Here is a 23,761-nt window from a genome sequence, read left to right as displayed (position 1 = left end):
ACACCCCACGGGGCTCGGCTCGGTCAAGGCACTCACTGCGTTCAGTGCGCGTCGGCGATGTGCTGCGTACCGATGCGCTTCCGGAACACCCAGTACGTCCAGCCCTGGTAGAGCAGCACGACGGGAGTGGCGATCCCCGCACACCAGGTCATGATCTTCAGCGTGTACGGGCTGGACGAGGCGTTGGTGACCGTGAGGCTCCAGTCGTCGTTCAGCGAGGACGGCATGACGTTCGGGAAGAGCGTCAGGAACAACATGGCGACCGCGGCCGCGATGGTCACCCCGGAGAAGGCGAAGGACCAGCCCTCGCGCCCCGCCGCGATGGTGCCGATCGCGGCGACCAGGGCCACCACGGCGATGATCATCGCGATCAGGCTCCAGCCGTCCCCGTTGTCGATCTGGGTCCAGATCAGGAACCCCAGCGCGAGGACCGCGGTGACCGCGCCCAGCTTCAGCGCCAGCCTGCGCGCCCGGGCCCGGATGTCCCCGACCGTCTTGAGGCCGGCGAACACCGCACCGTGGAAGGTGAAGAGGGTGAGCGTGACCAGTCCGCCGAGGATCGCGTACGGGTTGAGCAGGTCCCAGAAGTTGCCCACGTACTCCATGTCCGCGTCGATCTTCACACCGCGGACGATGTTGCCGAAGGCCACGCCCCAGAGCAGGGCCGGGATCAGCGAGGTCCAGAAGATCGCGTTCTCCCAGTTGGTCTGCCACTTCGCCTCGGGCCGCTTCGCCCGGTACTCGAAGGCGACACCCCGCACGATCAGGCAGAGCAGGATGATCAGCAGCGGCAGGTAGAACCCGGAGAACAGCGTGGCGTACCACTCGGGGAACGCGGCGAACGTCGCTCCGCCGGCGCTGAGCAGCCAGACCTCGTTTCCGTCCCAGACGGGCCCGATCGTGTTGATCAGGACCCGCCGTTCCTTGCGGTCCCGCGCCAGCAGCTTGGTGAGGACACCGATCCCGAAGTCGAATCCCTCCAGGAAGAAGTAGCCGGTCCAGAGAACGGCGATGAGCACGAACCAGACGTCGTGGAGTTCCATCTCTCGGCTCCCTGTGTTCTCAGTAGGAGAAGGCCATGGGCCGGTCGGCGTCGTCGTGGTCGCCGCCGATCCTGGTGGGCGGGTTGAGGTCGGCGTCGGTCAGCTCCGGCGGTCCGGCCTTGATGTACTTCACGAGCAGCTTGACCTCGATCACGGCGAGCGCCGCGTACAGCAGCGTGAACAGGATCATCGAGGTGAGCACCTCGCCCTGCGAGACGCCGGGGGAGACCGCGTTACGGGTCTGCAGGACCCCGTAGACGACCCACGGCTGTCGGCCCATCTCGGTGAAGATCCAGCCCCAGGAGTTGGCGATCAGCGGGAAGAGCAGGGTCCACAGCGCGACGATCCAGTAGCACTTGGTCAGCTTCGGGCTGAGCGCCTTGTTCTTGAACAGGACCAGGTGGGGCACCTCGTCCTCACCGGTGCGCATCCCCGGCGGCAGCATGAACTTCTTCCGGGTCAGCCACAGCCCGAGGATGCCGAGACCGAACGACGCCATGCCGAAGCCGATCATCCACCGGAAGCTCCAGAAAGCGACGGGGATGTTGGGCCGGTAGTCGCCGGGACCGAAGCGCTCCTGCTCGGCCTTGTTGATGTCGTTGATGCCGGGGACGTACGAGTTGAAGTCGTCGTCGGCGAGGAAGGACAGTATCCCGGGGATCGAGATCTCGACGGAGTTGTGGCCCTTGCTCACATCGCCGTAGGCGAAGATCGAGAAGGGTGCGGAGTTCTGTCCGTCCCACAGGGCCTCGGCCGCGGCCATCTTCATCGGCTGCTGCTTGAACATCACCTTGCCGAGCTGGTCACCGCTGACGGCGGTGAGCAGACCGGCGATCACCACGGTGATCAGCCCCAGCCGCAGCGAGGTCCGCATCACCGGGATGTGCTTCTTGCGTGCCAGGTGGAACGCGGCGATGCCCACCATGAACGCGCCGCCGACCAGGAAGGCCGCCGTGATGGTGTGGAAGAACTGGGTGAGCGCGGTGTTCTGCGTGAGCACGTGCCAGAAGTCGGTGAGCTCGGCGCGTCCGCGTTCCTTGTTGATGCGGTAGCCGACCGGGTGCTGCATCCAGGAGTTGGCCGCCAGGATGAAGTACGCGGAGAGGATGGTGCCGATCGAGACCATCCAGATGCAGGCGAGGTGGATCTTCTTCGGCAGCTTGTCCCAGCCGAAGATCCACAGCCCGATGAACGTCGACTCGAAGAAGAACGCGATCAGCGCCTCGAACGCGAGCGGGGCACCGAAGATGTCACCGACGAACCGCGAGTAGTCGGACCAGTTCATCCCGAACTGGAACTCCTGGACGATGCCGGTGACGACGCCCATGGCGATGTTGATCAGGAAGAGCTTTCCCCAGAACTTGGTGGCCCTGAGGTACTTCTCCTTGTTGGTCCGCACCCAGGCGGTCTGCAGGCCGGCGGTGAGCGCGGCGAGAGAGATCGTCAGGGGAACGAAGAGGAAGTGGTAGACGGTGGTCGTTCCGAACTGCCATCGCGCCAGGGTCTCCGGCGCCAGAGCTAGCTCCACGTCGTCTTCTCCTTACGTCGCCGTAGTTTCACCGGCAGTTTGTCCTTTAAATCCGACGGATCACGGGATGAAGCAGGACACGCTTGTGAACGCGTTCACATTCACAAGCAATTATGGCGCACACATTTTCGGGATCTACGGCGGGGTACCCCTCCCGCACCGGGCAGGCCCCTCCCCGGCCGGGCACGCGAACGGGCCCCGCACCTCGCGAACGAGATACGGGGCCCGGCAGACGGATTTCCGGGGCTACAGCTCCCGGCGGTACGACTCCGCCACCTTCAGGAACAGGTCGTTCGCCTCGTCCTCACCGATCGTGACCCGGACCCCCTCGCCCGCGAACGGCCTCACCACCACGCCGGCCTTCTCGCAGACCGAGGCGAAGTCGACGGTCCGGTCCCCCAGCCGCAGCCAGACGAAGTTCGCCTGGGACTCCGGCACCGTCCAGCCCTGCCGCACCAGCGTCTCGTGCACCCGCTGCCGCTCACACACCAAGGAGCCCACCCGGCCCAGGAGTTCGTCCTCGGCACGCAGGGAGGCCACCGCCGCGTCCTGGGCGAGCTGGCTGACCCCGAAGGGCACCGCCGTCTTGCGCAGCGCGGCCGCCACCGGCTCGTGCGCCACGGCGAAGCCGACCCGCAGCCCCGCCAGGCCGTAGGCCTTGGAGAACGTCCGCAGCACCGCGACATTGGGCCGGTCCCGGTAGATCTCGAGGCCGTCGGGGACCTCGACGTCCCGGATGAACTCCTTGTACGCCTCGTCGAGCACCACGAGCACATCGCCCGGCACCCGGTCGAGGAATCGTTCCAGCTCGGCCCGGCGCACCACGGTGCCGGTGGGGTTGTTGGGATTGCAGACGAAGATCATCCGGGTCCGGTCGGTGATCGCGTCCGCCATCGCGTCCAGGTCGTGCACCTCACCGTCGGTGAGCGGCACCTTCACCGAGGTCGCGCCACTGACCTGCGTGATGATCGGGTACGCCTCGAAGGAGCGCCAGGCGTAGATGACCTCGTCGCCCGGGCCCGATGTGGCCTGCAGCAGCTGCTGGGCCACGCCCACCGAACCGGTGCCGGTGGCCAGGTGCGACAGCGGCACGCCGAAACGGTCCGCCAGTTCGTTCATCAGACCGGTGCACGCCATGTCCGGGTACCGGTTGAAGTGCGCGGCCGCGGCCAGCGCGGACTCCATCACCCCCGGCAGCGGCGGATACGGATTCTCGTTGGAGGACAGCTTGAACGCGAGCGGTCCGTCCGCCGCAGCCGGCTTGCCCGGCACATAGGCGGGAACGCCATCCAGTTCGGCGCGCAGCTTCGGGCTCGTCTCGCTCACCGCAGGTCCTCCTCGACCGTCCGTACACATCAATACTGCTCACCTTATGAGGATTGGGCGCCGGTGCGAATGGGTGGACCGTGGATTCGTCCGGTGGACCCCGGAATGAGGGGGAGCGCTCCCCGCCATGGCGCGCGCCGGTGGCTCACTCCGTGGCGCGCGTCCCTCGAAGAGGTGAGTTGAGACCTCTTCGAGACATCGACCTATCGGCAGGCCGCTCCGGCCCGACAGGTGAGACACAACGGCTATGACCCTTAACACCCTTTGTTAGCAAGGCGATTGAGGCTCGATGATCATGCAGAAACGTGCCTGTCAACGAGTGAATATGCGACCGGACCAGGTACCCGCCCGAGCCCTACTATCGGCTCGCCATGACAGCAGCAGGGAAGCACCAGGTGAGCCGGACGGAGACCCCCCGGCGCGGGGGCCGACAGGGACGAGCAGGAATCCGGGATGTGGCCGCCGCCGCCGGGGTCTCCATCACGACCGTCTCCGACGCGCTCAACGGCAAGGGCAGGCTCCCGGACGCCACCCGCCGCCATGTCCGCGAGGTCGCCGAGCGCCTGGGCTATCGCCCTTCCGCCGCGGCCCGAACGCTCCGTACCGGCAAGTCCGGCCTGATCGGCCTGACCGTGACGACCTACGGGGATGAACCTTTCACCTTCACCGAATTCGCGTACTTCGCCGAGATGGCCAGAGCCGCCACCTCCGCCGCGCTGGCCCGCGGCTACGCCCTCGTCATCCTCCCCGCCACCTCACGCCACGACGTCTGGTCGAACGTCGCACTGGACGGCACCGTCGTGATCGACCCCTCCGACCAGGACCCGGTCGTCACCGAACTCGTACGCCAGGGCCTGCCCGTCGTGTCCGACGGCCGGCCGGCCGGAACCCTCCCGGTCACCGCATGGGTGGACAACGACCACCGGGCCGCCGTCCTGGACCTCCTCGACCATCTGGCCGCCGCCGGGGCCCGCCGCATCGGGCTGCTCACCGGCACCACCACCGACACGTACACCCGGCTCTCCACGACCGCGTACCTCCACTGGTGCGAGCGCGTGGGCCAGGACCCGGTCTACGAGTCCTACCCCGCCCACGACCCGTGTGCGGGCGCGGTGGCCGCCGACCGCCTGCTGGCCCGTCCGGACCGCCCGGACGCCGTCTACGGGCTCTTCGACCCCAACGGCACCGATCTGCTGGCGGCCGCCCGCCGGTACGGTCTGCGCGTCCCGGAGGACCTGCTGCTGGTCTGCTGCAGCGAGTCGACCGTGTACGCGACGACCGAGCCGCCCATCACGACGCTCTCGCTGAAGCCCCGCCGCATCGGCACGGCGGTCGTCCAGCTCCTCATCGACGCCATCGAAGGCGTCGACCAGGACGGTCCGGTGGAGCAGGTGATACCGACGGAACTCATCGTCCGGACCTCCTCGCAACGCCGCCCACCCCGCACCACGGTGAGCCCGCCGCGTTCGCCGGCAGGGGATTGATCAGCCCAATTGGGACCAATCGACCGACGAACCTGGTGTGCGGACGGATTCACCACCCCTGGTGCGTCACAGAGCACGATCCTCATTCCTATGATGGGCGCACGACACCGCGGACCACCCCGACCAGCAGGGCCCGTCAGGTGTACGGCGGCGCGACGGTGGTGGAGGGGTCGATGACACAGGGGGCCGGTCAGGAACCCGTGGTGCGGACGGCGACGTTGCGCGACTTCCGCGTACCGCCCTATGCGCAGTCCGCTGCGCCGCCCGCTTCACCGCACCCGGGCAACGCGTTCCCGGGGGGCGAGCCGCCGGAGGGGTACACCCCGACCGCGCGCGACCTCCCCGTGATCAGCCGCGAGGACACCGTCCAGGTGCGGAACGTGCCCGACCCCCGGCCCGCCCAGGACCCCGGGCTCGGACCGCTGTACGTCGTCGGTGACGTCCACGGCTATCTGGACGAGCTCATCGCCGCCCTCTCCGAGCAGGGCCTGATCGACTCCGAGGGCAGCTGGTCCGCGGGCAACGCGCGGCTCTGGTTCCTCGGCGACTTCACCGACCGGGGACCCGACGGGATCGGCGTCATCGACCTCGTGATGCGGCTGTCCGCCGAGGCCGCGGCCTCCGGCGGCTACTGCAAGGCCCTGATGGGCAACCACGAGCTGCTGCTGATCGGCGCCAAGCGCTTCGGGGACACCCCGGTCAACTCCGGCGCCGGCACCGCCACCTTCCAGGCCGCCTGGCTGCTCAACGGCGGCCAGAAGAACGACATGGAGCGGCTCCAGGACGTCCACCTCCAGTGGATGTCCCGCCTCGACGCGGTCGCCGAGGAGGACGAGCACCTCCTGATGCACTCGGACACGACGGCCTACCTCGACTACGGCTCCACCATCGAGGACGTCAACGACACGGTGCACGCCATTCTCACGCGGAACGACGCCGATGAGTGCTGGGACCTCTTCCGCAAGCTGACCAAGCGGTTCGCCTTCCGTGACGAGTCGGGTCCGCAGGCCGTGCAGGAGCTGATGGCGGCCTACGGCGGACGACGCGTCGTCCATGGTCACAGCCCCATTCCGTACCTGCTGGGCGACGTCGGATCGGAAGACGGCGAGGACGGCTCCGGGCCGGTCGTGGACGGTCCGCACGTGTACGCGGACGGGCTCGCCATCGCCATGGACGGCGGAGTGACCATGGCCGGAAAGCTACTGGTCGTCCAACTCCCCCTGCATGACTGACGTTCTTCCGGGAAGACGCATCCCGATCTGAACACGCGACCACTGGGCCTATTTCCGGAAACCCCCTGTCACCCCGTGCCGTGAGCGCTCTACCATCGGCGTACCAGTAGCAGGCTCTCCTCCGTTTCCGCCCGACTGCCCGGTTCGAACGGGCACACAGGCCCTACGGAGCATCGGGGGATGCACATGAACAGCGCTCCGCACCTGCTGACCGAGGACCGGCCCGAGTACGAGCGGATCCTCGACGACGCGCTGCGTCACGCCCATGAACGACCGGATCTGGCCGCTGTCGGAGAACGGCTCAATCCGGTGCAGCTGCGCACCATGGCGATGGCCGCCACCGCACTGATCACGGCCGCGGCGGCCACCGAGTACGAGTACTACGTGAAGGCCCGCGAGGAGATCCGCGCCGCGGCCGAGGACCCGTACGACAACGGGGCCGGCGCCGGGGAAGCGGAGACGGCGCCGACCGGCTCCTACCAGTCGGGCGCCGGCATAGGAGCCGTCGTCACCGTCCTGGCACCGGTACTGGCGGGCACCGCCGCGGTGATATTCCTGCTCATCGGCTACATCCTGAAGATGCTCGACCCGCCGCCGGCCTTCGCGGGCAGCATGGTCGGGGCCGGCTGGTTCTTCGCGGCGGTCACCGCGGCCGCCATCCTCGTCGCCGCCGTCGTGCTCCTCGTCACGGCCCTGCGCAACGGCTCGACCTCGCTCGCGGCCGAGGAACACGGCGAGGAACTTCCGGAGGACGTGGCACGCGCCAGGGAGGCCTGGCGGCACGCCCTGCTGGAACGCGGCATCCTGCCGTTCCTCCGGGACGCCCTCGCCGACCCGGGCGCCGCGCCCGCCGCGCGCACCCCGCACCGCTCGCCCAACCGCATCCCGAAGATCGGCTACAGCAGGCCGGACTTCTCCAGCCCGGACGACGGCCCGGCCGCCGCCCCGCGCCCGACGTTCACCAGCCCGGACTTCACCAGCCCCGACTTCGGCGGCCCGGACCACGAACCGGAGTAACCGGTCAGGAGGCCGGAAGGCCCGGACCCGGCGAACCGCCCCCGGGAGGCCCGCCCCCGGGCCTCCCGGCAGACGACGGCGCCCGGGCTACAGCGCCGCGAGACTGCCGACCAGGTCGTCGAGCCCCAGCGAACCCTGCGAGAGAGCCTTCATGTGCCAGGTCTTCAGATCGAAGGCGGCACCCTGCCGGCGCTTGGCGGCATCCCGGCCCTGCAGCCAGGCACGTTCGCCGAGCTTGTAGCCGATGGCCTGGCCGGGCCAGCCGAGGTAGCGGTCGATCTCCGCGTTGCGGCGGGCGGCCGGGCTGCCGTTGTAGGTGGCCATGAACTCCGCGGCGAGCGCCGGGGTCCAGCGTTCACCCGGGTGGAAGCCCGAGCCGGCGGGGACGGCGAGTTCGAGGTGCATGCCTATGTCGATGATCACCCGGATGGTGCGCAGCATCTGCCCGTCCAGGAAGCCGAGGCGGCGTGCGGGTTCGGCGAAGAAGCCCAGGTCGTCCATGAAGCGCTCGGCGTACAGGGCCCAGCCCTCGATATTGGCGCTCACCATGCCCTCGGTGACCTGGTACCGGCTGAGCCGGTCGGCGACCGCGACCCACTGCGCGAGCTGGAGATGGTGGCCGGGAACGCCCTCGTGGTACCAGATGCTGACGAGCTGCCAGGTCGGGAAGGAGTCCTGCCCGAGGGTGGGCAGGTACGTGCGGCCCGGGCGGCTGAAGTCGAGGCTCGGACCCTGGTAGTACGGCCCCGAGGCGCTGCCCGCGGGCGCGATCCGGGACTCGACCGTGCGGATCGGTCCGGAGAGATCGAAGTGGCTGCCGTCGAGGGCGTCGATCGCCTCGTCCATGAGCTGCTGAAGCCAGTCGCGGACGGCCTCCTCGCCCTCGACCGCGTGGCCGTACTCGTCCAGGTGGTGCATGGCTTCGAGGAGCGGGGCGCCGGGCAGGACGCGCCCGGCTTCGGCGCGCATCTCGGAGAGCGTCCGGTGGAACTCGTCCCAGGCCCAGGCGTAGGCCTCGTCCAGATCGAGCTCGGCCCCGGTGTTGTGGCGGGCGGCGTGCAGGTAGCGCTCCCGTCCGACGGCGTCCGGGGTGCCCGCCGCGGCGGGGAGATAGGTGTCGCGCAGCCAGTCGCGGAACTCGGACACCGCGCCGGTGGCCGACCGGGCTGCGGCGTCCAGCCCGGGCCGCAGCCGGTCGGTCCCCTTCGCGGCGAAGTCGGCGAACCAGCCCGCACCCGCCTGCTGTCCCCCGGTCCAGTCCGAGAGCTGCCCGATCACCCCGGCGGCCTGCCGGGGAGCGGCGAGCAGGCCCCGCCTCATCCCCTCGGTGAGGGTGGCCCGGTAGCCGTCCAGGGCTCCGGGCAGGTTACGCAGTCGGCCGGCGACCGCCGCCCAGTCCTCGTCGGTGGTGGTGGGCATCAGCGTGAAAATCGCCCGCACCTGGTCGACATGCGCTCCGACGGTGCGCAGCTGCCGGAAGTTCTCGCCGGTGTCGTGCATCGCGAGTTCCGCGGTGAGGCGTTCGCGCAGCAGCCGGGCGCAGGCCTGTTCAGCGGGGTCTTCCGCTGCCGGGGCGGCGCCGAGTGCGGCGAGAGTGCGGCGGGCGAGCTCGGCGTGGGCCTCGAAGCCGTCCGGCGAGAGGTCCGGCTGCCGGTCGTCGCCCGGGTTCAGGCCCAGCCACGCGGCGGTCAGCGGGTCGTGCGCGGCCACCTGGTCGAGATGGCTGTCGGCGATACTCCGCGGGGTGCTCGACTCGTTTGTCATATCGACATCCTGACGTGCCGTCGGCCCCGGCCGCAGGGGCGGACGGACACCGGTACCGGAGTGCGGCGTCCACCTGGTGACGGACGGCGGCGACCAGCCGTTCGCGGTGGGTTCCGCGGTGGCGGGCCCGCCAGGAACGGTGTCCTGGCGGACCCGCCTCCAGCGAGGCGGCCGGGTCAGCCGGCCGTCCTGCCGCCCGTCTCCGCGAGGGGCAGGTACACCCGGTTGCCCGAGGCCGCGAACTCCTTGGACTTCTCCTCCATGCCCGCCTCGATCTCACCGGCGTCGAGGTCCCCGCCGTGCTCGCGGCGGATGTCCTGGCTGATCTTCATCGAGCAGAACTTCGGCCCGCACATCGAGCAGAAGTGCGCGGTCTTGGCCGGCTCGGCCGGAAGCGTCTCGTCGTGGAACTCCCGTGCCGTGACCGGGTCGAGGGCCAGGTTGAACTGGTCCTCCCAGCGGAACTCGAACCGCGCGTCCGACAGCGCGTCGTCCCACTCCTGCGCCCCCGGATGCCCCTTGGCGAGGTCCGCCGCATGGGCCGCGATCTTGTAGGTGATGACCCCGGTCTTCACATCGTCCCGGTTGGGCAGTCCGAGGTGCTCCTTGGGCGTCACGTAGCAGAGCATCGCCGTCCCCCACCAGGCGATCATCGCGGCGCCGATGCCCGAGGTGATGTGGTCGTAGGCCGGAGCCACATCGGTCGTCAGCGGGCCGAGCGTGTAGAACGGCGCCTCCTCGCAGATCTCCTGCTGAAGGTCGATGTTCTCCTTGATCTTGTGCATGGGGACGTGCCCCGGGCCCTCGATCATCGTCTGGACGCCGAACCGCTTGGCGACCGTGTTCAGTTCGCCGAGCGTACGCAGCTCCGCGAACTGTGCCTCGTCGTTGGCGTCCGCGATCGAACCGGGCCGCAGCCCGTCGCCCAGGGAGTACGTCACGTCGTAGGAGGCGAGAATCTCGCAGAGGTCCTCGAAGTGCTCGTAGAGGAACGACTCCTTGTGGTGCGCGAGGCACCAGGCCGCCATGATCGAGCCGCCCCGCGAGACGATGCCGGTCTTGCGGCGGGCCGTCAGCGGCACGTACGGCAGGCGCACGCCGGCGTGGACCGTCATGTAGTCGACGCCCTGCTCGGCCTGCTCGATGACGGTGTCCTTGTAGATCTCCCAGGTCAGCTCCTCGGCCCGGCCGTCGACCTTCTCCAGGGCCTGGTAGAGCGGCACGGTGCCGATCGGCACGGGGGAGTTGCGAAGAACCCACTCACGGGTGGTGTGGATGTTGCGGCCGGTGGACAGATCCATGACCGTGTCGGCGCCCCACTTGGTCGCCCAGGTCATCTTGTCCACCTCCTCCTCGATGGAGGACGTGACCGCGGAGTTGCCGATGTTGGCGTTCACCTTCACCAGGAACCGCTTGCCGATGATCATCGGCTCGATCTCCGGGTGGTTGACGTTGGCGGGCAGCACGGCCCGGCCGGCCGCGATCTCCTCGCGCACCACCTCGGGCTCGACGTTCTCCCGGATCGCGACGTACTCCATCTCCGGGGTGATCTCGCCGCGGCGGGCGTACGCGAGCTGGGTGACCGGCCGGCCGTCCCGGCTGCGCCGCGGCTGCCGGGGGCGGCCGGGGAAGACCGCGTCGAGGTTGCGCAGTCCCCCGCGCGGTGAGGTGTGCTTGAGCCCGTCGTCCTCGGGGCGCGCGGGGCGTCCCGCGTACTCCTCGGTGTCGCCGCGGGCGATGATCCAGTTCTCCCGCAGAGGCGCCAGGCCACGGCGGACGTCGGTCTCCGTGGCGGGATCGGTGTACGGCCCCGACGTGTCGTACAGCGTCACGTCCTTGCCGTTGGTGAGGTGCACCTGACGGACCGGCACCTGGAGGTCCGGGCGTGAGCCCTGGACGTACCCCTTGTGCCAGCCGATGGACTTCCCGGCCTCGTCGCTCTGATTCGAGGCAGGCGTGCGTGCGTCCGATGTGGTCATGAGACCTACTCCCTACGCCGGCATTACCCGGTAACAGGTTCGGCGGTCGGCGCAGCCTGTCCCGTACGGCTGTACGGAGAATCAGCGCCCTCTCAGCCCGGTGCTCCGAGCTCCCGCGTGTGCAAAGGTGCCACCACGCTAGCGCCCCCGTGGGCGAGCTGAACAGAGGGCCTCCTCCCTTCTTGGGATGATCGGCCGGTGACGTCCCCTCATAGCGCCCCCGAAACGCAGGGCCATCAGCACTCCCACACGCACAGCCACGGCCCCGCCGCACCCGTCTCCACCCATCTGCGCCGGGTGATCGCCGCCGTGTTGATCCCGTTCGCGGCCGCGGTCGTCGTCGGGCTCGTGGTGCTCTGGCCGGGAGGTGCGCCGGCGCACGAGCGCACCGGTGTCGGGTTCGACCGGCAGACCCAGCAGGGCCGGGTGGTGAGCGTCGCCAAGGTCGACTGCAAGGACGTGAACGCCTCCCAGGTGCCAGTCAGCGGTGAGACCCCACCGCCGACAGGGGAGCAGGGCGGCGGAACCGGCCTCTGCGAGAAGGCCACGGTGGAGGTCACGAGCGGTCAGGACAAGGGCCGCAAGTTCGTCGAGGTCGTCCAGCCCGACGCGCCCCGGCAACTGCGCGAGGGACAAGGCGTCGTCGTCGCGTACGCCCCCGACGCGCCCCACGATCTCCAGTACTCCGTGACCGATGTGAACCGGAAGTTCCCGTTGATGCTGCTGGCCGGCATCTTCGCGCTGGTGGTGGTGGCCGTGGGCAGAATGCGCGGGGTGATGGCGCTCGTCGCGCTCGCCCTGTCGTTCGCCGTACTGACCCTGTTCATCCTCCCCGCTATCCTGCAGGGCTCGAACCCGCTGGTCGTGGCGGTGGTCGGGGCCAGCGCCATCATGCTGATCGCGCTCTACATCTGCCACGGGCTGACCGCCCGCACCTCGGTCGCCGTCATCGGCACCCTGATCTCACTGCTGCTGATCGGGCTGCTCGGCTCGCTCTTCATCGGCTGGGCGAGTCTGAGCGGGAACACCGACGACAACACCGGCCTCATCCACGGCCTGTATCCGCACATCGACATGAGCGGTCTGCTGCTGGCCGGCGTCATCATCGGCTCCCTGGGGGTGCTCGACGACGTGACGGTCACCCAGACATCCGCGGTCTGGGAACTTCATCAGGCGGACCCGACGATGAGTGCGAAGAAGCTCTACCGGGCAGGGATCAGAATCGGGCGCGATCACATCGCCTCGGTGGTCAACACCCTGGTGCTCGCCTATGCGGGCGCCGCGCTTCCGCTGCTGCTGCTGTTCTCGATCGCCCAGAGCAGCGTGGGGACGGTGGCCAACAGCGAGCTGGTGGCGGAGGAGATCGTGCGCACACTGATCGGCTCGATCGGACTGGTCGCGTCGGTGCCGGTGACCACCGCGCTCGCGGCGCTGGTCGTCTCCGCCGACCGCACAGGGCTCGGCGCGGAAGCCGGAGCTCCTGCACCCGTACGGGGCGGCAGGGGACGCCGTCGGCGGGTGAAGGCCTGAGGGTCGGGACACGGAGAGCGATTCACCCGTTCGGCAGGTGTGCTGTTCGACCGGCACGCAGGTCCTGGGCACGGCCCGGTTCAGCCCGCGTTCTGTTCCTCGGCCAGAATCCGCCCCAGGGCCTCTTCCAGATTGCCCTCGAAGTCACCCAGCGTGCACTCCTGTCCGAGCGGGACGAGCTTGTCCGTCCGGTCGAGAAATGCCACAAGGGGCGCCGTGCCGGCCCGGAACAGCGCTCGGTCGGCGCCCACCTGGAGCCGGATGTGGACGTCGGACAGCCCTTCGGGCTCGGTCGGCCCGATGTGCACATCGCCGTCGCCACTGGGGCTGTTGAGACCGTCGAGCAGCAGCTCACGGCCGAAAGCCCAGGTGACGGGGGCGTCGCCGGGCAGATGGAAGGTCATCCGGATCGCGTACGGATCGCACACTTCGTACCGGAGCTCCACCGGGATACGGAATGAGAGCTCCTCGGAGACGAGGAAGCTCATCATGACCTCAGCTTGAACCGACTCGCGCATCGTTCAACCCCGCAGTAGATGAATCTGGCCAGGAATGATCCCCCATGGCCCTATTGACGCCATCGTGGTGCACGCGATAGCAGATCACAAGGAGTGATTTTTCAGATACTGATAGAGAACACGAACGAACGCAAGAGGCTGGCCACTTCGCCACGTAGTCGTTCGACTGCGGGGAGCAACCGATCTTCCTGGTCGAGAGGGACCGAAATAGCCATCGCGGCGGCCGTGAATCCGGCCGTGATCGGGATGGCCGCGCAGACCGTCCCGAGCGCGTACTCCTGTCGTTCGATGACAGGTTCCGTACGCTCAAGTGCCCGAAGCCGCTCAAGGAGTGCCGGGCGGTCACGTACCGAGTAGCGCGTCAGCGGGCCCACCGGATGCCGGTCGAGGTGATCCTCGCGCGCCTGGTCGTCGAGCTGGCTCAGCAGACACTGGCCGATCGCGTGGGCATGCCCGGTCTCCCCGAAGGCGGCCCACTCCTCCACCGCCGGCATCGCGGGGGTGTCCGCGACCGCGACGAGTTCGATCTCGCCCTCGCGGTAGACGGCGCAGTACACCGGGGCGCCGATGATGTCGCGCCAGTGGCTCAGGGAGCGGGTCATTCTGCTGCGACGATTCTGCAGCGCGCCGTCGTCCACCAGCCGCTCCGCGGCGGCGCCGAACAGGAAGACCCCGTTCTCCCTGCGCAGATAGCCCTCGTGCGTCAGCGTGCGCAGCAGGTGGTAGGCGGTGGGAAGGGGAAGCCCCGCTTCCCTCGCGAGCTGCTTGGCCGGCGCCCCGTCGCGATGGGTGCCCACAGCCTCCAGCAGCCTCAGCGCCCGCTGCACCGATCCGATCAGCGTCGGGACGGCGGTACTCGATGCCGTGGTCAACGGTCACCCCCAGGCATGGTGACGGGCGGTCAGCCCGCCTGTGGGGGCCGCCCCCACAGATCTGCCGCAGGCCTGGGGCCCTAAGGCCGGATGCCGTACAAACCACTGGTCAGGGTGGCGAATGACGGTGCTTTCCCAGGCGGCGGCAGCGGACTGCCACTGTATCGGGAGCATCCGGACGGGGTGCCGTTTCGCATTCCGCTTAGCTCAGCTGGGCTAATCGGGCGGCCGGTCGTGCGCGGGCCTTCGCGGCTACCAGTCGCCTCGCGAGGAGGAGGACGACATGAACTTCCGTACGACGAAGACGAGACCGCCGACCAGGATCACGAAGACCAGGACCTTGAACAGCAGGCCGATCACGAAGCCGACGACGCTGGCGATCAGGCCCCCGAACACGACGATCGCGATGACGGGCACCGCGATCCACTTCACCCACCAGGGCATTCCCGCGTATATCTCCCGCACGGCCATCGTCCTTACCTCGTCTCTGTGAGTTCCTGCTTCGATGCTAGAGGCGCGGGGGTGGCCTGCGGGGCCTCCGGATCCCTTGAACTCCCCTGATCCGTCCCCTAGGGATCCCCGGGGGGCGGCTCAGCCCTCGGGCGGCGAGAACACCACCATCACGCGCAGGTCCTCCGTGATGTGGTGGAACTTATGGGCGGTTCCGGCGGGTACGTACACCACGCTTCCTCTGCCCACCTGAGTGGTTTCCATGCCGACGGTGATCGACGCGCGGCCGCTGACGACGAGATAGACCTCGTCCTGGTTGTGGGGCTGCTGCGGGTCGAGTTCACCCGCGTCCAGCGCGTACAGCCCGACGGACATGTTGCGTTCGCGGACGAACTGGAGATAAGCCCCGTCGTTGGCGGCTCGTTCCGCCTCCAGTTCGTCCAGTCTGAATGCCTTCATGGCCCGTCCGCCCCTTGCCTCTGCCCAGCCGGTGTCCGCCACCGATCATGTCTGCCACGATCAGACACATGAAGAATTTCGTAGTCAAGACGATCGCCAACGCGGGTGCGCTGGCCGTGGCCATCTGGCTGCTCCAGGACATCACGCTGACCGGCGGCAGCACCGGCCGCAAGACGGTGACCCTGATCGTGGTCGCGTTGATCTTCGGTCTGGTCAACTTCCTGGTCAAGCCGGTGGTGAAGCTGCTCACACTGCCGCTCTTCATCCTCACCCTGGGGCTGATCACCCTGGTGGTGAACGCCCTGATGCTGCTGCTGACCTCGTGGCTGGCCGACGTACTGGACCTGAGTTTCCATGTCGACGGCTTCTGGACCGCCGTCCTCGGCGGTCTGATCATCTCGATCGTCTCCTGGGCGCTGAACGTGGTCCTGCCCGACGAGGACTGATTCCCGGATACCTGAAACAGTGCAGGCAGGACCGGTGACCGACCGGGGAGAGAAGCGAGGACAACAGCATGAGCAGCATGGGCGACGGAACCCGCGCGGTACGGGCAGGCCTGCCGGAACCGCAGCAGTACGAGCCCACTCTCCCCGGTCCGGTCTTCGCAGCGCACTTCCACCTGTCGGGAGAGCCGACCGGTCCGTACACCTACGGCCGTGACACCAATCCGACCTGGACCCATCTGGAACGGGCCATCGGTGAGCTCGAAGCACCGGGCGAGAGCGTCGAGACGACGGTCTTCGCCTCCGGCATGGCGGCGGTCTCCGCCGTGCTGATGTCCCAGGTGCGCACCGGGGACGTCGTCGTCCTGCCCGACGACGGCTACCAGGCCCTCCCGCTGGTACGTGCGCAGTTGGAGGAGTACGGCGTCGAGGTGCGGACCGCACCGACGGGCGGTGATGCCCAGCTGGCCCTCCTGGAGGGGGCGAAGCTCCTGTGGATCGAGACCCCGTCCAACCCCGGGCTCGACGTCTGCGACGTGCGGCGGCTCGTCGAGGCGGCGCACGCCGGCGGCACACTGGTGGCTGTCGACAACACCCTCGCCACCCCGCTCGGCCAGCGCCCGCTGGAGCTCGGCGCCGACTTCTCGGTGGCCAGTGACACCAAGGGCATGACCGGCCACGGCGACATCCTGCTCGGCCATGTGACCTGCCGCGATTCCGGGCTCGCTGCGGGGGTGCGGCGCTGGCGCAAGGTGGTCGGTGCCATCCCCGGGCCGATGGAGGCCTGGCTCGCCCACCGCTCCCTGGCCACGCTGGAACTCCGGATCGAGCGGCAGTGCGCGAACGCCCTGACCCTCGCCGAGACCCTTGCCGCACACCCGGAGGTGAGCGGTCTGCGCTATCCCGGGCTGCCCACCGACCCCTCCTACCCGAACGCCGTGCGGCAGATGCGGCGCTTCGGCTCCGTGGTGTCGTTCGTCCTCGCCGACCGGGGGACCGCCGAGCGTTTCCTCTCGGCGCTGCACCTCGCCGAGGACGCGACCAGCTTCGGCGGCGTACGTTCCACCGCTGAACGCCGGGCCCGATGGGGCGGCGACGCCGTACCGGAAGGCTTCATCCGCTTCTCCGTCGGCGCCGAGAACGCCTCGGACCTGGTGGCCGATGTCGAGCGGGCTCTTGCCGAGGCCGTCACCGCCCGCTGAGAGCCCCTGCCGAAGGGGTCGTGGACCGCCGGAAAGGCCCCGGTGCGGTACGGACGGTCCGAGCCTCCCCCCTCGTGGCTCGGACCGTCCCGGCTCTTCGCTTTCGCCGCGTGCAGCGTCCGCCGCGTCCGCGGCGTTCAGCGTCCACGCGTTCGCCGTGTGAAGAACCGCCTCGACAAGGCTAGTTGACTCTGCGTCAGTGTCCAATCACAGTAGCGACAGCGACCTATCGACATATTTATAGTTGTCCGGGTCCGGGGTGCCGCGAGGGTGAGGGGACAAGAGATGGATCTGGCCCTGCTGCGTACCTTCGTCACCGTGCACCGGGCCGGCTCGTTCACCCGCGCCGCCGCACTCCTCGGCCTCTCCCAGCCCGCCGTGACCTCGCAGATCCGTACGCTGGAACGGCAGCTGGGCCGCCCGCTCTTCCTCCGCCGGGCCCGCGGTGTGACCCCGACCACCATCGGCGACGAGCTCGCGCACCGGGCGGCTCCGCATCTGGACGCGCTGGTGGAGATCGCCGAGACCGAGCTCGACGAGGAGTCCGGCGTACGGACGCTGCATCTGGCGGGACCGCCGGAGTTCACCTCGCTGCGGGCCCTGCCCGCCCTCACTCCGCTCATCGCCCAGGGCCTCTCTCTGCGCACCTCGTTCTCGGCGGACACCGACGAGACGCTGGAGGGCCTGGCCGCCGGCCACCACGACCTGGCCATCGTGACGGCCCGGCCGCGCGGCGAACTGCTCACCGCGACGCCGCTCTGCGACGAGGAGCACGTCCTGATCGCCGCACCGCGCTGGGCCGGGCGCCTCGGGCCGGGAACGCTGCGGCGCAACGGCCCGGTGGTCCTGGAGCAGCTGCCGGTGGTGGAGGTGCACGAGAGCCTGCCGCTCGTCTCCCGTTACTGGGCGGCGGTCTTCGACAGCCGGCCCGCGGCGGCCGGAGCCGTCATCGCGCCGGATCTGCGGGCGGTCCTGGAATGCGCGGCGGCGGGGGCCGGACTTGCCGTGCTGCCGCGCTATCTGTGCGAGGAGGCACTGGAGCGGGGCGAGGTGGTGGCGCTCCTCGATCCGCCGGTGCCACCGCTGCGCACCTACTTCCTCGCCGCGCGCACCGGCACGCTCGCGCTGCCGCATGTCGCTCGGGCGCACGATTTGCTGCTGCGTTCCGCGGCCGACTGGTGACCGCAGGAGGGCCCAGCAGCCCCTTGGTGTTTCAGAAGCGGTTCTGCGGGCCACTCTCTTGCCATGACCGAACGTCCTGTGGTCAAGCGCACCGCACGCGCCGTCCTGCTCGATGGCAACGACCTCATCCTCATCAAGCGCACCAAGCCGGGGGTCGACCCGTACTGGCTCACACCGGGTGGCGGGGTCGAGCCCGAGGACGCCACCGTCGTCGAAGCCCTGCACCGCGAGCTGGACGAGGAGCTCGGCGCCAAGATCACTGACGTGGTGCCCTGCTTCGTCGACACGGTGGAACACATCGAGGGCGGCGGGGTGAAGGGCGTCAAGGTCCAGCACTTCTTCGTCTGCCGGCTCGAGTCGATGGACCTCTCCCTGCGGCACGGCCCCGAGATCGACGACCCCTGCGGGGAGTACGACGTCGTGCGCGTGCCGTTCAGCCGGGTCGGGATCGCTGCCGTGCACCTCGTGCCGCTGTCGCTGCGGCACTACCTGGACGGCAACATCGAGGGCGTCCGCGCGATGCACGCACCTGACCTGGGCTGATCCGCGGCTCCATCCGCGGGCCCGGTTCAGGGTGGTCCGCGGGCCCGGTTGGGCCTCATTCGGCGTGACGGGCAGGCTTCAGACGGGCCTTGTGGCGCCCACATCGCCTGGGCGGGCCGGCTTCGCGCGCTGGCCATACGCCGAAGCCAGTACGCGGGGATACTCCCCTCGTCAGATGACCCGGCACCCGGCCCCCGGCACCGTGTTTCACGTGAAACCACTCAAGCGCCACACCCGCAGAGGCCTCCTCGTCGCCCATGTGTCGGTATCCGTCAGCTGGCTCGGTCTCACCGTCGGTCTGCTGGCCCTCGGTATCACCGCCTTCTCCACCGGAGATCCCGAAACCGCGCGGGCCGCCACCCGGGCCATGAAGATCTTCGGTGACTGGCTGGTCATCCCGATCGCGCTGGCCACCCTGGTCAGCGGCTTGATCCTTTCGCTCGGCACCCCCTGGGGGCTGGCCAGGCACCGCTGGGTCTGGACGAAGTTCTGGCTCACTCTGGTGACGACCGGCCTGACGGTCTTCTCACTGCGACCCGGCATCAACGAAGCCGCGGAGCGCGGAGCTGCCGACATCAGCATGGTCGCCGCTCCGTCGGTGGCCACGGCGGCCTATCTCTTCATGACAGCGATCTCCGTGCTGAAGCCATGGGGGCCGACCCGGCGCGGCCGACGGCTACGCGTCTCGGCCAGATCCGTTAAAGCGGTGGACGAGCGATCACTGCGTCGGACAGCCTGACCCCTATGTCCCGCTCACTGCCCCGCCCGCTCGCCGATCTGCCCCTGCGGCGCCTCACCCGGGACGATCTGGTCCCGTGCGCCGATCTCAGCGAGGACCGCGGCTGGCCGCGCGATGAGCACCGGTGGGGCCTGCTGCTGGCTGCGAGCACGGTCTACGGCATCGACGATCCCGAGGGCAGAGGCCTGATGGCTACGTGTGTGGTGACCCCGTACGGGCCCCGCATGGCGGCCATCGGCATGCTGCTCGTCGCCGGACGCCACGCCCGGCAGGGCATCGGGCGGCACCTGATGCAGAAGGTGATCGAATCGGCCGGGGACGTCCCCCTCAGCCTCCACGCGACGGATGCGGGCAGGCCGCTCTACGAGGAGCTCGGGTTCCTGGCCGTGGGCCGGACCGAGCGGGTGAGCGGGCTGTTCCGGCCCACGGTGGCGACGCCTCCCGGCCCGGCAGGCGGTGCGGGGCCGACGGTTCGCCCCGCATCGGCGGGAGACCTGCAGGCCATGCTCCGCCTGGACGCGGATGCCTTCGGCCTCGACCGGACGCACATCCTGGCCCGTCTCCCCGCTTTCGCCGACCATCTTCGAGTGGCCGAGGACGGCGGGGAACTGATCGGCTACGCCGCACTCTGGCCCAGCGCGGAGAGCCATGCGGTCGGCCCGCTGATCGCGCGGGACACCGCCACGGCGAAGCTGCTCGTGGCGTCACTGGCCGGGGCGACGGACCGGCCGCTGCGTGCGGACATCGACGCCCGCCACAAGGAGTTGCTGGACTGGTTCAAGGAGTGCGGGCTGGAGTCCGGCTCGGCGACCACGGTGATGATCCTCGGGGCATCGGAGCTGCCGGGGGACCGGGCACGCCGCTTCGCGCCGCTGAGCGTGGCGACGGGCTGACGCCGGGCAGGGGTTCGATCCGAACCGTCCGGCCGCGGACCCTCGGGGGAACGCCCTCGCTCAGTTGTCGAACCACACGGTGAGCCGGACGTTCTCGTCCCCGTGGACGGCGGCGAGGGCTTCCATCACGGACCACACCGGCTTCCACTCGCCGTCAGGCCGCACCGCCTCGCGCCGGGTCATCCGCTCCACCCGGTAGAGGCGGTCACCGTCGCGCCACTCGGTTCCCTCCGGCCAGTCCTCGCGGCCGTCGCCCTCGCTCGCGTCGGTCACCGGATCGGCCGGCAGTCCGGCGACCCGCGCGAAGCGGGCACTCCAGACCGCCTTGGAGACGAGGGTCCACGCGCCGTCCACGACTTCGTACGCGTGGACCCGCCGGTCCGTGGTCTCGGCCGGCTCGTCCCAGTCGACGCGTTTCACTTCGCCCCACGAGATCCAGCTGAGGCTGTGGGCGTCGGCGCCCCAGTCATCGAGTTCCGCGCGAGCGGCGCCGGAGATCTGCCCCGGCAGCCCCCGGTCCGCGGCGAGCGGAGCGAAGCCGGCGTGGTTGCGCACACCGAACAGGCAGCCGAACGCGTCGTAGTCCTGGCCCATGTACAGCAGGTCGAGATCGACGGCCGCCGTCCACGCGTCCGCCGGATCCGCCCATCGGGTCCGGCACTCGACGAACCCGTGAATGTCAGCTCCCATGTGCGGAGATTCTCCGGCCACATGGGAGCTGACACCAGCGAATTACCCCTGCGTGCAGGGCGGACGGGACCTCAGAGGAGACCGGCGACGGCGGTCGTCGCGAACCCGTGGTCCTGCTCGGGAGCGCCGCCACCGACCCCGATCGCGCCGATCAGGCGGCCGTCGCGGTGGACCGGGACGCCACCGGCGATGAAGAGCAGCGGCCGGTCGAGTGCGGTCGGCAGGGTGTGGAAGAGGCCGCCCGGCTGGACCGCGTCGACGAGGTCGGCCGTGGGGGCGTTGAGCTGCAGCGCCGTGTACGCCTTGCGGGTGCTGGTCTCGCCTGCGATCAGGACGGCCCGGTCGTCGCGGCGGAAGGCCAGCAGGTGACCGCCCGCGTCGAGGACCGTGACGGCTGCCGCGACGCCTGCGGTCTCGGCGGCGGTACGGGCCGCTTCGATCAGCGCCTCCGCGTCCTGCGTGGTCAGCGGGGCTACGGCGGTGGAGAGGGTGCTCATGGGGGTTGCTCCTAGATGTGGTGCGTGGGAAGGGGAGTGGGGGGATCAGGGGTGCTCAGTGCCGGGCCGCGGGTACGGCGGCAGGCTCCGGGACGTGGGCGGCCACGAGACGGCCGCGGGTGGCCGTCCGGCGCTCCAGGGTGCTGGAGACGACGGCGAGCACCAGGGCGGAGGCGGCGAGTGCCGCGCCGACCCAGTTGGGTGCGGTGTAGCCGAGTCCGGCGGCGATGACGATGCCGCCGATCCATGCGGACAGGGCGTTGCCGAGGTTGAAGGCACCGATGTTCACCGCGGAGGCGAGCGTCGGAGCGCCGGCCGCCTGGTCGAGCACGCGCTTCTGCAGCGGGGGCACGGTCGCGAAGCCCAGGCCGCCGATCAGGACGATGGTGACGGCTGCCGCGATCTTGTTGTGGGCGGTCAGCGTGAACAGCGACAGGACGACCGCCAGGGAGCCCAGCGACACGTACAGCAGAGGCATCAGATGGCGGTCGGCGAACTTGCCGCCGAGCAGGTTGCCTCCGACCATGCCGAGTCCGAAGAGCACCAGCAGCCAGGTGACGGAGGAGGCCGAGTAGCCGGCGATCTCGGTCATCATCGGCGTGATGTAGGTGATCGCGGCGAAGACTCCGCCGAAGCCCAGCACGGTCATCGCCATGGCGAGCAGCACCTGCACGTTGCGGAAGGCCGCGAGCTCGTGGCGGATCCGGACGCCTTCGGGGCGGGGCTGCTCGGGTACGAGCTTGGCGACACCGAGCAGACCGATGACACCGAGCGCGGCGACGACGAAGAACGTGCTCCGCCATCCGGCGTTCTGGCCGATATAGGTGCCCAGCGGCACACCGACGACGTTGGCGACGGTGAGGCCGGTGAACATCATGGCGATGGCGCCGGCCTTCTTCTGCGGGGCGACCAGTCCGGCCGCCACCACCGAGCCGATGCCGAAGAACGCACCGTGGGCGAGCGAGGCGATCACCCGGCCGGCGAGCATCACCCCGAAGACGGGGGCGGTCGCGGAGACGACGTTGCCGATGATGAACAGGCCCATGAGGATCATCAGCATGCGTTTGCGGCTGACCCTGGTGCCGAGGACGGTCATCAGCGGGGCTCCGAGGACTACACCTAGCGCGTAGCCGGTGACGAGGAACCCCGCGGTGGGGATCGAGACCTGGAAGTCCGCAGCCACCTCGGGGAGAAGCCCCATGATCACGAACTCGGTGGTTCCGATACCGAATGCCCCGATGGCGAGGGCGAGGAGCGCGAGCGGCATGGGTTCTACCTTCCCTGGAGATTGCGTCTGCGCCTTACGAGCGTCCACAATAATTGCAGACGCGGGCTAATTGCAAGCGCGGGCTATTGCGGTCGTCGCCTATCCTGGACGCAAGCAGCTCCGCCACGGAGGAGAGACCCATGACAGCGACGGACCCGGCACTGACCGCCCTTTCCCAGGGCTGGTGCGCGCTCTCCCTGCTCCACGGGAAGATCGAGGCCCATATCGAGCGAGCCCTCCAGACCGGGCACGGCCTGAGCGTGCGGGAGTACTCCCTGCTGGACGTCCTGAGCCGGCAGCACAACGGGCCGGGCGGACATCTGCAGATGAAGCAGGTGGCCGACGCCGTCGTGCTCAGCCAGAGCGCCACCACCCGGCTGGTCACCCGCCTGGAGGACCGGGGGCTGCTCACCCGGTACCTCTGCGACACCGACCGCAGGGGCATCTACACCGATGTCACCGAGGCCGGCCTCACCCTGCTCTCCGAGGCCCGGCCCACCAACGACACCGCGCTGCGCGCTGCGCTGGACGAGGCCGCCAAGAACCCCGAACTGGCCCCGCTCGTCCGGACGGTCGAGGAGCTGAAGGTCCCCGTGTAAGGGCCCTGCCGTGAACCCGCGGCGTAGGCTGTCGATCATGAGCGATCTGGAAATACGCCCCGCGGCCACCGGTGATCTCGCCGAGATCGTGGCCATGCTCGCCGACGATCCGCTGGGTGCCCAACGCGAGTCGCCGGACGACCTGAGCCCCTACCTCGCGGCGTTCAGGCGGCTGGCCGGCGATCCCCACCAGCATCTGATGGTCGCCGTGCGCGCGGACCGCGTCGTCGGGACGCTGCAGCTGACAGTGATCCCCGGCCTCTCCCGGCGCGGCTCGACCCGTTCCGTGATCGAGGGCGTCCGCGTCCACGCGGACGAACGCGGCAGCGGTCTCGGCACCCAGTTGATCCAGTGGGCAGTGGACGAATCCCGGCGCCAGGAATGCCAGTTGGTCCAGCTGACATCCGACACGACCCGGACCGACGCCCATCGCTTCTACGAACGGCTCGGCTTCGTCGCCAGCCATGTGGGCTTCAAGCTCACCCTCTGACCGCAGCCCCGCCT

At 69.3% G+C, this 23,761-nt stretch carries 24 protein-coding genes; 12 read left to right on the top strand and 12 right to left on the bottom strand.

Annotated features, from left to right (window positions below):
• Window positions 1–41: 41 nt before the first annotated feature.
• The 3 genes from cydB to hisC form a co-directional block, all read right to left on the bottom strand.
• Entirely contained in the window at window positions 42–1,043 is a 1,002-nt protein-coding gene (gene cydB, locus OG408_RS19990; RefSeq protein ID WP_266780440.1) for a cytochrome d ubiquinol oxidase subunit II, read from the bottom strand.
• Window positions 1,044–1,062: 19 nt separating this feature from the next.
• A complete protein-coding gene (locus OG408_RS19985; protein WP_266780439.1) occupies window positions 1,063–2,571 on the bottom strand; it encodes a cytochrome ubiquinol oxidase subunit I in 1,509 nt (502 codons plus the stop codon).
• Window positions 2,572–2,817: 246 nt separating this feature from the next.
• Complete coding sequence (gene hisC / locus OG408_RS19980) at window positions 2,818–3,897, bottom strand: histidinol-phosphate transaminase (protein WP_266780438.1); 1,080 nt, start codon at window positions 3,895–3,897, stop codon at window positions 2,818–2,820.
• Between the two features lie 371 nt (window positions 3,898–4,268).
• Between hisC and OG408_RS19975 the strand changes: the two genes are divergently transcribed.
• The 3 genes from OG408_RS19975 to OG408_RS19965 all read left to right on the top strand — a co-directional run bounded on the left by OG408_RS19975 (window position 4,269) and on the right by OG408_RS19965 (window position 7,630).
• Entirely contained in the window at window positions 4,269–5,381 is a 1,113-nt protein-coding gene (locus OG408_RS19975; protein ID WP_266780437.1) for a LacI family DNA-binding transcriptional regulator, read from the top strand.
• Window positions 5,382–5,554: 173 nt separating this feature from the next.
• Complete coding sequence (locus OG408_RS19970; RefSeq protein ID WP_326671123.1) at window positions 5,555–6,613, top strand: metallophosphoesterase; 1,059 nt, start codon at window positions 5,555–5,557, stop codon at window positions 6,611–6,613.
• 180 nt (window positions 6,614–6,793) lie between these two features.
• A complete protein-coding gene (locus tag OG408_RS19965) occupies window positions 6,794–7,630 on the top strand; it encodes a hypothetical protein (RefSeq protein WP_266780436.1) in 837 nt (278 codons plus the stop codon).
• A gap of 87 nt (window positions 7,631–7,717) precedes the next feature.
• Here OG408_RS19965 and OG408_RS19960 read toward each other — a convergent pair whose 3' ends face one another.
• On the bottom strand, window positions 7,718–9,394 hold the full coding sequence (locus OG408_RS19960) for a DUF885 domain-containing protein (protein WP_326671121.1): 1,677 nt from the start codon (window positions 9,392–9,394) through the stop codon (window positions 7,718–7,720).
• Window positions 9,395–9,570: 176 nt separating this feature from the next.
• Entirely contained in the window at window positions 9,571–11,373 is a 1,803-nt protein-coding gene (gene thiC / locus OG408_RS19955; RefSeq protein WP_266780434.1) for a phosphomethylpyrimidine synthase ThiC, read from the bottom strand.
• A gap of 198 nt (window positions 11,374–11,571) precedes the next feature.
• On the opposite strand from thiC, the gene OG408_RS19950 reads away from it, so the two are divergent.
• Window positions 11,572–12,903, top strand: a complete 1,332-nt coding sequence (locus OG408_RS19950; protein ID WP_326671118.1) for a YibE/F family protein — start codon at window positions 11,572–11,574, stop codon at window positions 12,901–12,903.
• Between the two features lie 80 nt (window positions 12,904–12,983).
• On the opposite strand, the gene OG408_RS19945 is transcribed toward OG408_RS19950, so the two are convergent.
• The 4 genes from OG408_RS19945 to OG408_RS19930 all read right to left on the bottom strand — a co-directional run bounded on the left by OG408_RS19945 (window position 12,984) and on the right by OG408_RS19930 (window position 15,202).
• The gene (locus OG408_RS19945; protein ID WP_114245561.1) at window positions 12,984–13,421 is read right to left on the bottom strand and encodes an SsgA family sporulation/cell division regulator; all 438 of its coding nucleotides are present in this window, start codon (window positions 13,419–13,421) and stop codon (window positions 12,984–12,986) included.
• A 101-nt stretch (window positions 13,422–13,522) separates the two neighbouring features.
• Window positions 13,523–14,293, bottom strand: a complete 771-nt coding sequence (locus OG408_RS19940; protein WP_285572232.1) for an IclR family transcriptional regulator — start codon at window positions 14,291–14,293, stop codon at window positions 13,523–13,525.
• Window positions 14,294–14,545: 252 nt separating this feature from the next.
• A complete protein-coding gene (locus OG408_RS19935) occupies window positions 14,546–14,758 on the bottom strand; it encodes a DUF5326 family protein (RefSeq protein ID WP_266780432.1) in 213 nt (70 codons plus the stop codon).
• Window positions 14,759–14,884: 126 nt separating this feature from the next.
• Window positions 14,885–15,202 (bottom strand): cupin domain-containing protein, encoded by a 318-nt coding sequence (locus OG408_RS19930; RefSeq protein ID WP_266780431.1) that lies wholly within the window; start codon window positions 15,200–15,202, stop codon window positions 14,885–14,887.
• Window positions 15,203–15,270: 68 nt separating this feature from the next.
• Here OG408_RS19930 and OG408_RS19925 point away from each other — a divergent pair, with 68 nt between their 5' ends.
• The 6 genes from OG408_RS19925 (at window position 15,271) to OG408_RS19900 (ending at window position 20,204) form a co-directional block, all read left to right on the top strand.
• On the top strand, window positions 15,271–15,648 hold the full coding sequence (locus OG408_RS19925; protein WP_266780430.1) for a phage holin family protein: 378 nt from the start codon (window positions 15,271–15,273) through the stop codon (window positions 15,646–15,648).
• A gap of 68 nt (window positions 15,649–15,716) precedes the next feature.
• Window positions 15,717–16,847, top strand: a complete 1,131-nt coding sequence (locus OG408_RS19920) for a cystathionine gamma-lyase (protein ID WP_266780429.1) — start codon at window positions 15,717–15,719, stop codon at window positions 16,845–16,847.
• Between the two features lie 285 nt (window positions 16,848–17,132).
• Window positions 17,133–18,029, top strand: a complete 897-nt coding sequence (locus tag OG408_RS19915; RefSeq protein WP_266780428.1) for a LysR family transcriptional regulator — start codon at window positions 17,133–17,135, stop codon at window positions 18,027–18,029.
• Window positions 18,030–18,092: 63 nt separating this feature from the next.
• A complete protein-coding gene (locus tag OG408_RS19910) occupies window positions 18,093–18,572 on the top strand; it encodes an NUDIX domain-containing protein (RefSeq protein ID WP_266780427.1) in 480 nt (159 codons plus the stop codon).
• 211 nt (window positions 18,573–18,783) lie between these two features.
• The gene (locus tag OG408_RS19905; RefSeq protein ID WP_266780426.1) at window positions 18,784–19,311 is read left to right on the top strand and encodes a DUF2269 domain-containing protein; all 528 of its coding nucleotides are present in this window, start codon (window positions 18,784–18,786) and stop codon (window positions 19,309–19,311) included.
• Between the two features lie 5 nt (window positions 19,312–19,316).
• Window positions 19,317–20,204, top strand: a complete 888-nt coding sequence (locus OG408_RS19900) for a GNAT family N-acetyltransferase (protein WP_326671112.1) — start codon at window positions 19,317–19,319, stop codon at window positions 20,202–20,204.
• A gap of 60 nt (window positions 20,205–20,264) precedes the next feature.
• On the opposite strand, the gene OG408_RS19895 is transcribed toward OG408_RS19900, so the two are convergent.
• The 3 genes from OG408_RS19895 to OG408_RS19885 form a co-directional block, all read right to left on the bottom strand.
• On the bottom strand, window positions 20,265–20,894 hold the full coding sequence (locus OG408_RS19895) for a hypothetical protein (protein ID WP_326671110.1): 630 nt from the start codon (window positions 20,892–20,894) through the stop codon (window positions 20,265–20,267).
• A 71-nt stretch (window positions 20,895–20,965) separates the two neighbouring features.
• Complete coding sequence (locus OG408_RS19890; protein WP_285572247.1) at window positions 20,966–21,391, bottom strand: GlcG/HbpS family heme-binding protein; 426 nt, start codon at window positions 21,389–21,391, stop codon at window positions 20,966–20,968.
• A gap of 55 nt (window positions 21,392–21,446) precedes the next feature.
• Window positions 21,447–22,658: an MFS transporter gene (locus OG408_RS19885; protein WP_266780422.1), complete on the bottom strand. Its 1,212-nt coding sequence runs from the start codon at window positions 22,656–22,658 to the stop codon at window positions 21,447–21,449.
• Window positions 22,659–22,798: 140 nt separating this feature from the next.
• On the opposite strand from OG408_RS19885, the gene OG408_RS19880 reads away from it, so the two are divergent.
• Together OG408_RS19880 and OG408_RS19875 are read left to right on the top strand one after the other, a co-directional pair.
• Window positions 22,799–23,257, top strand: coding sequence for a MarR family winged helix-turn-helix transcriptional regulator (locus OG408_RS19880; protein WP_266780421.1), 459 nt, complete (start codon window positions 22,799–22,801; stop codon window positions 23,255–23,257).
• 37 nt (window positions 23,258–23,294) lie between these two features.
• Window positions 23,295–23,747: a GNAT family N-acetyltransferase gene (locus OG408_RS19875; RefSeq protein WP_285572251.1), complete on the top strand. Its 453-nt coding sequence runs from the start codon at window positions 23,295–23,297 to the stop codon at window positions 23,745–23,747.
• Window positions 23,748–23,761 lie beyond the last annotated feature (14 nt).

This window comes from Streptomyces sp. NBC_01257 (genome assembly GCF_035917255.1).
In the GTDB taxonomy this organism is placed as follows: domain Bacteria; phylum Actinomycetota; class Actinomycetes; order Streptomycetales; family Streptomycetaceae; genus Streptomyces.
This window is presented reverse-complemented; position numbering and strand designations above follow the sequence as displayed.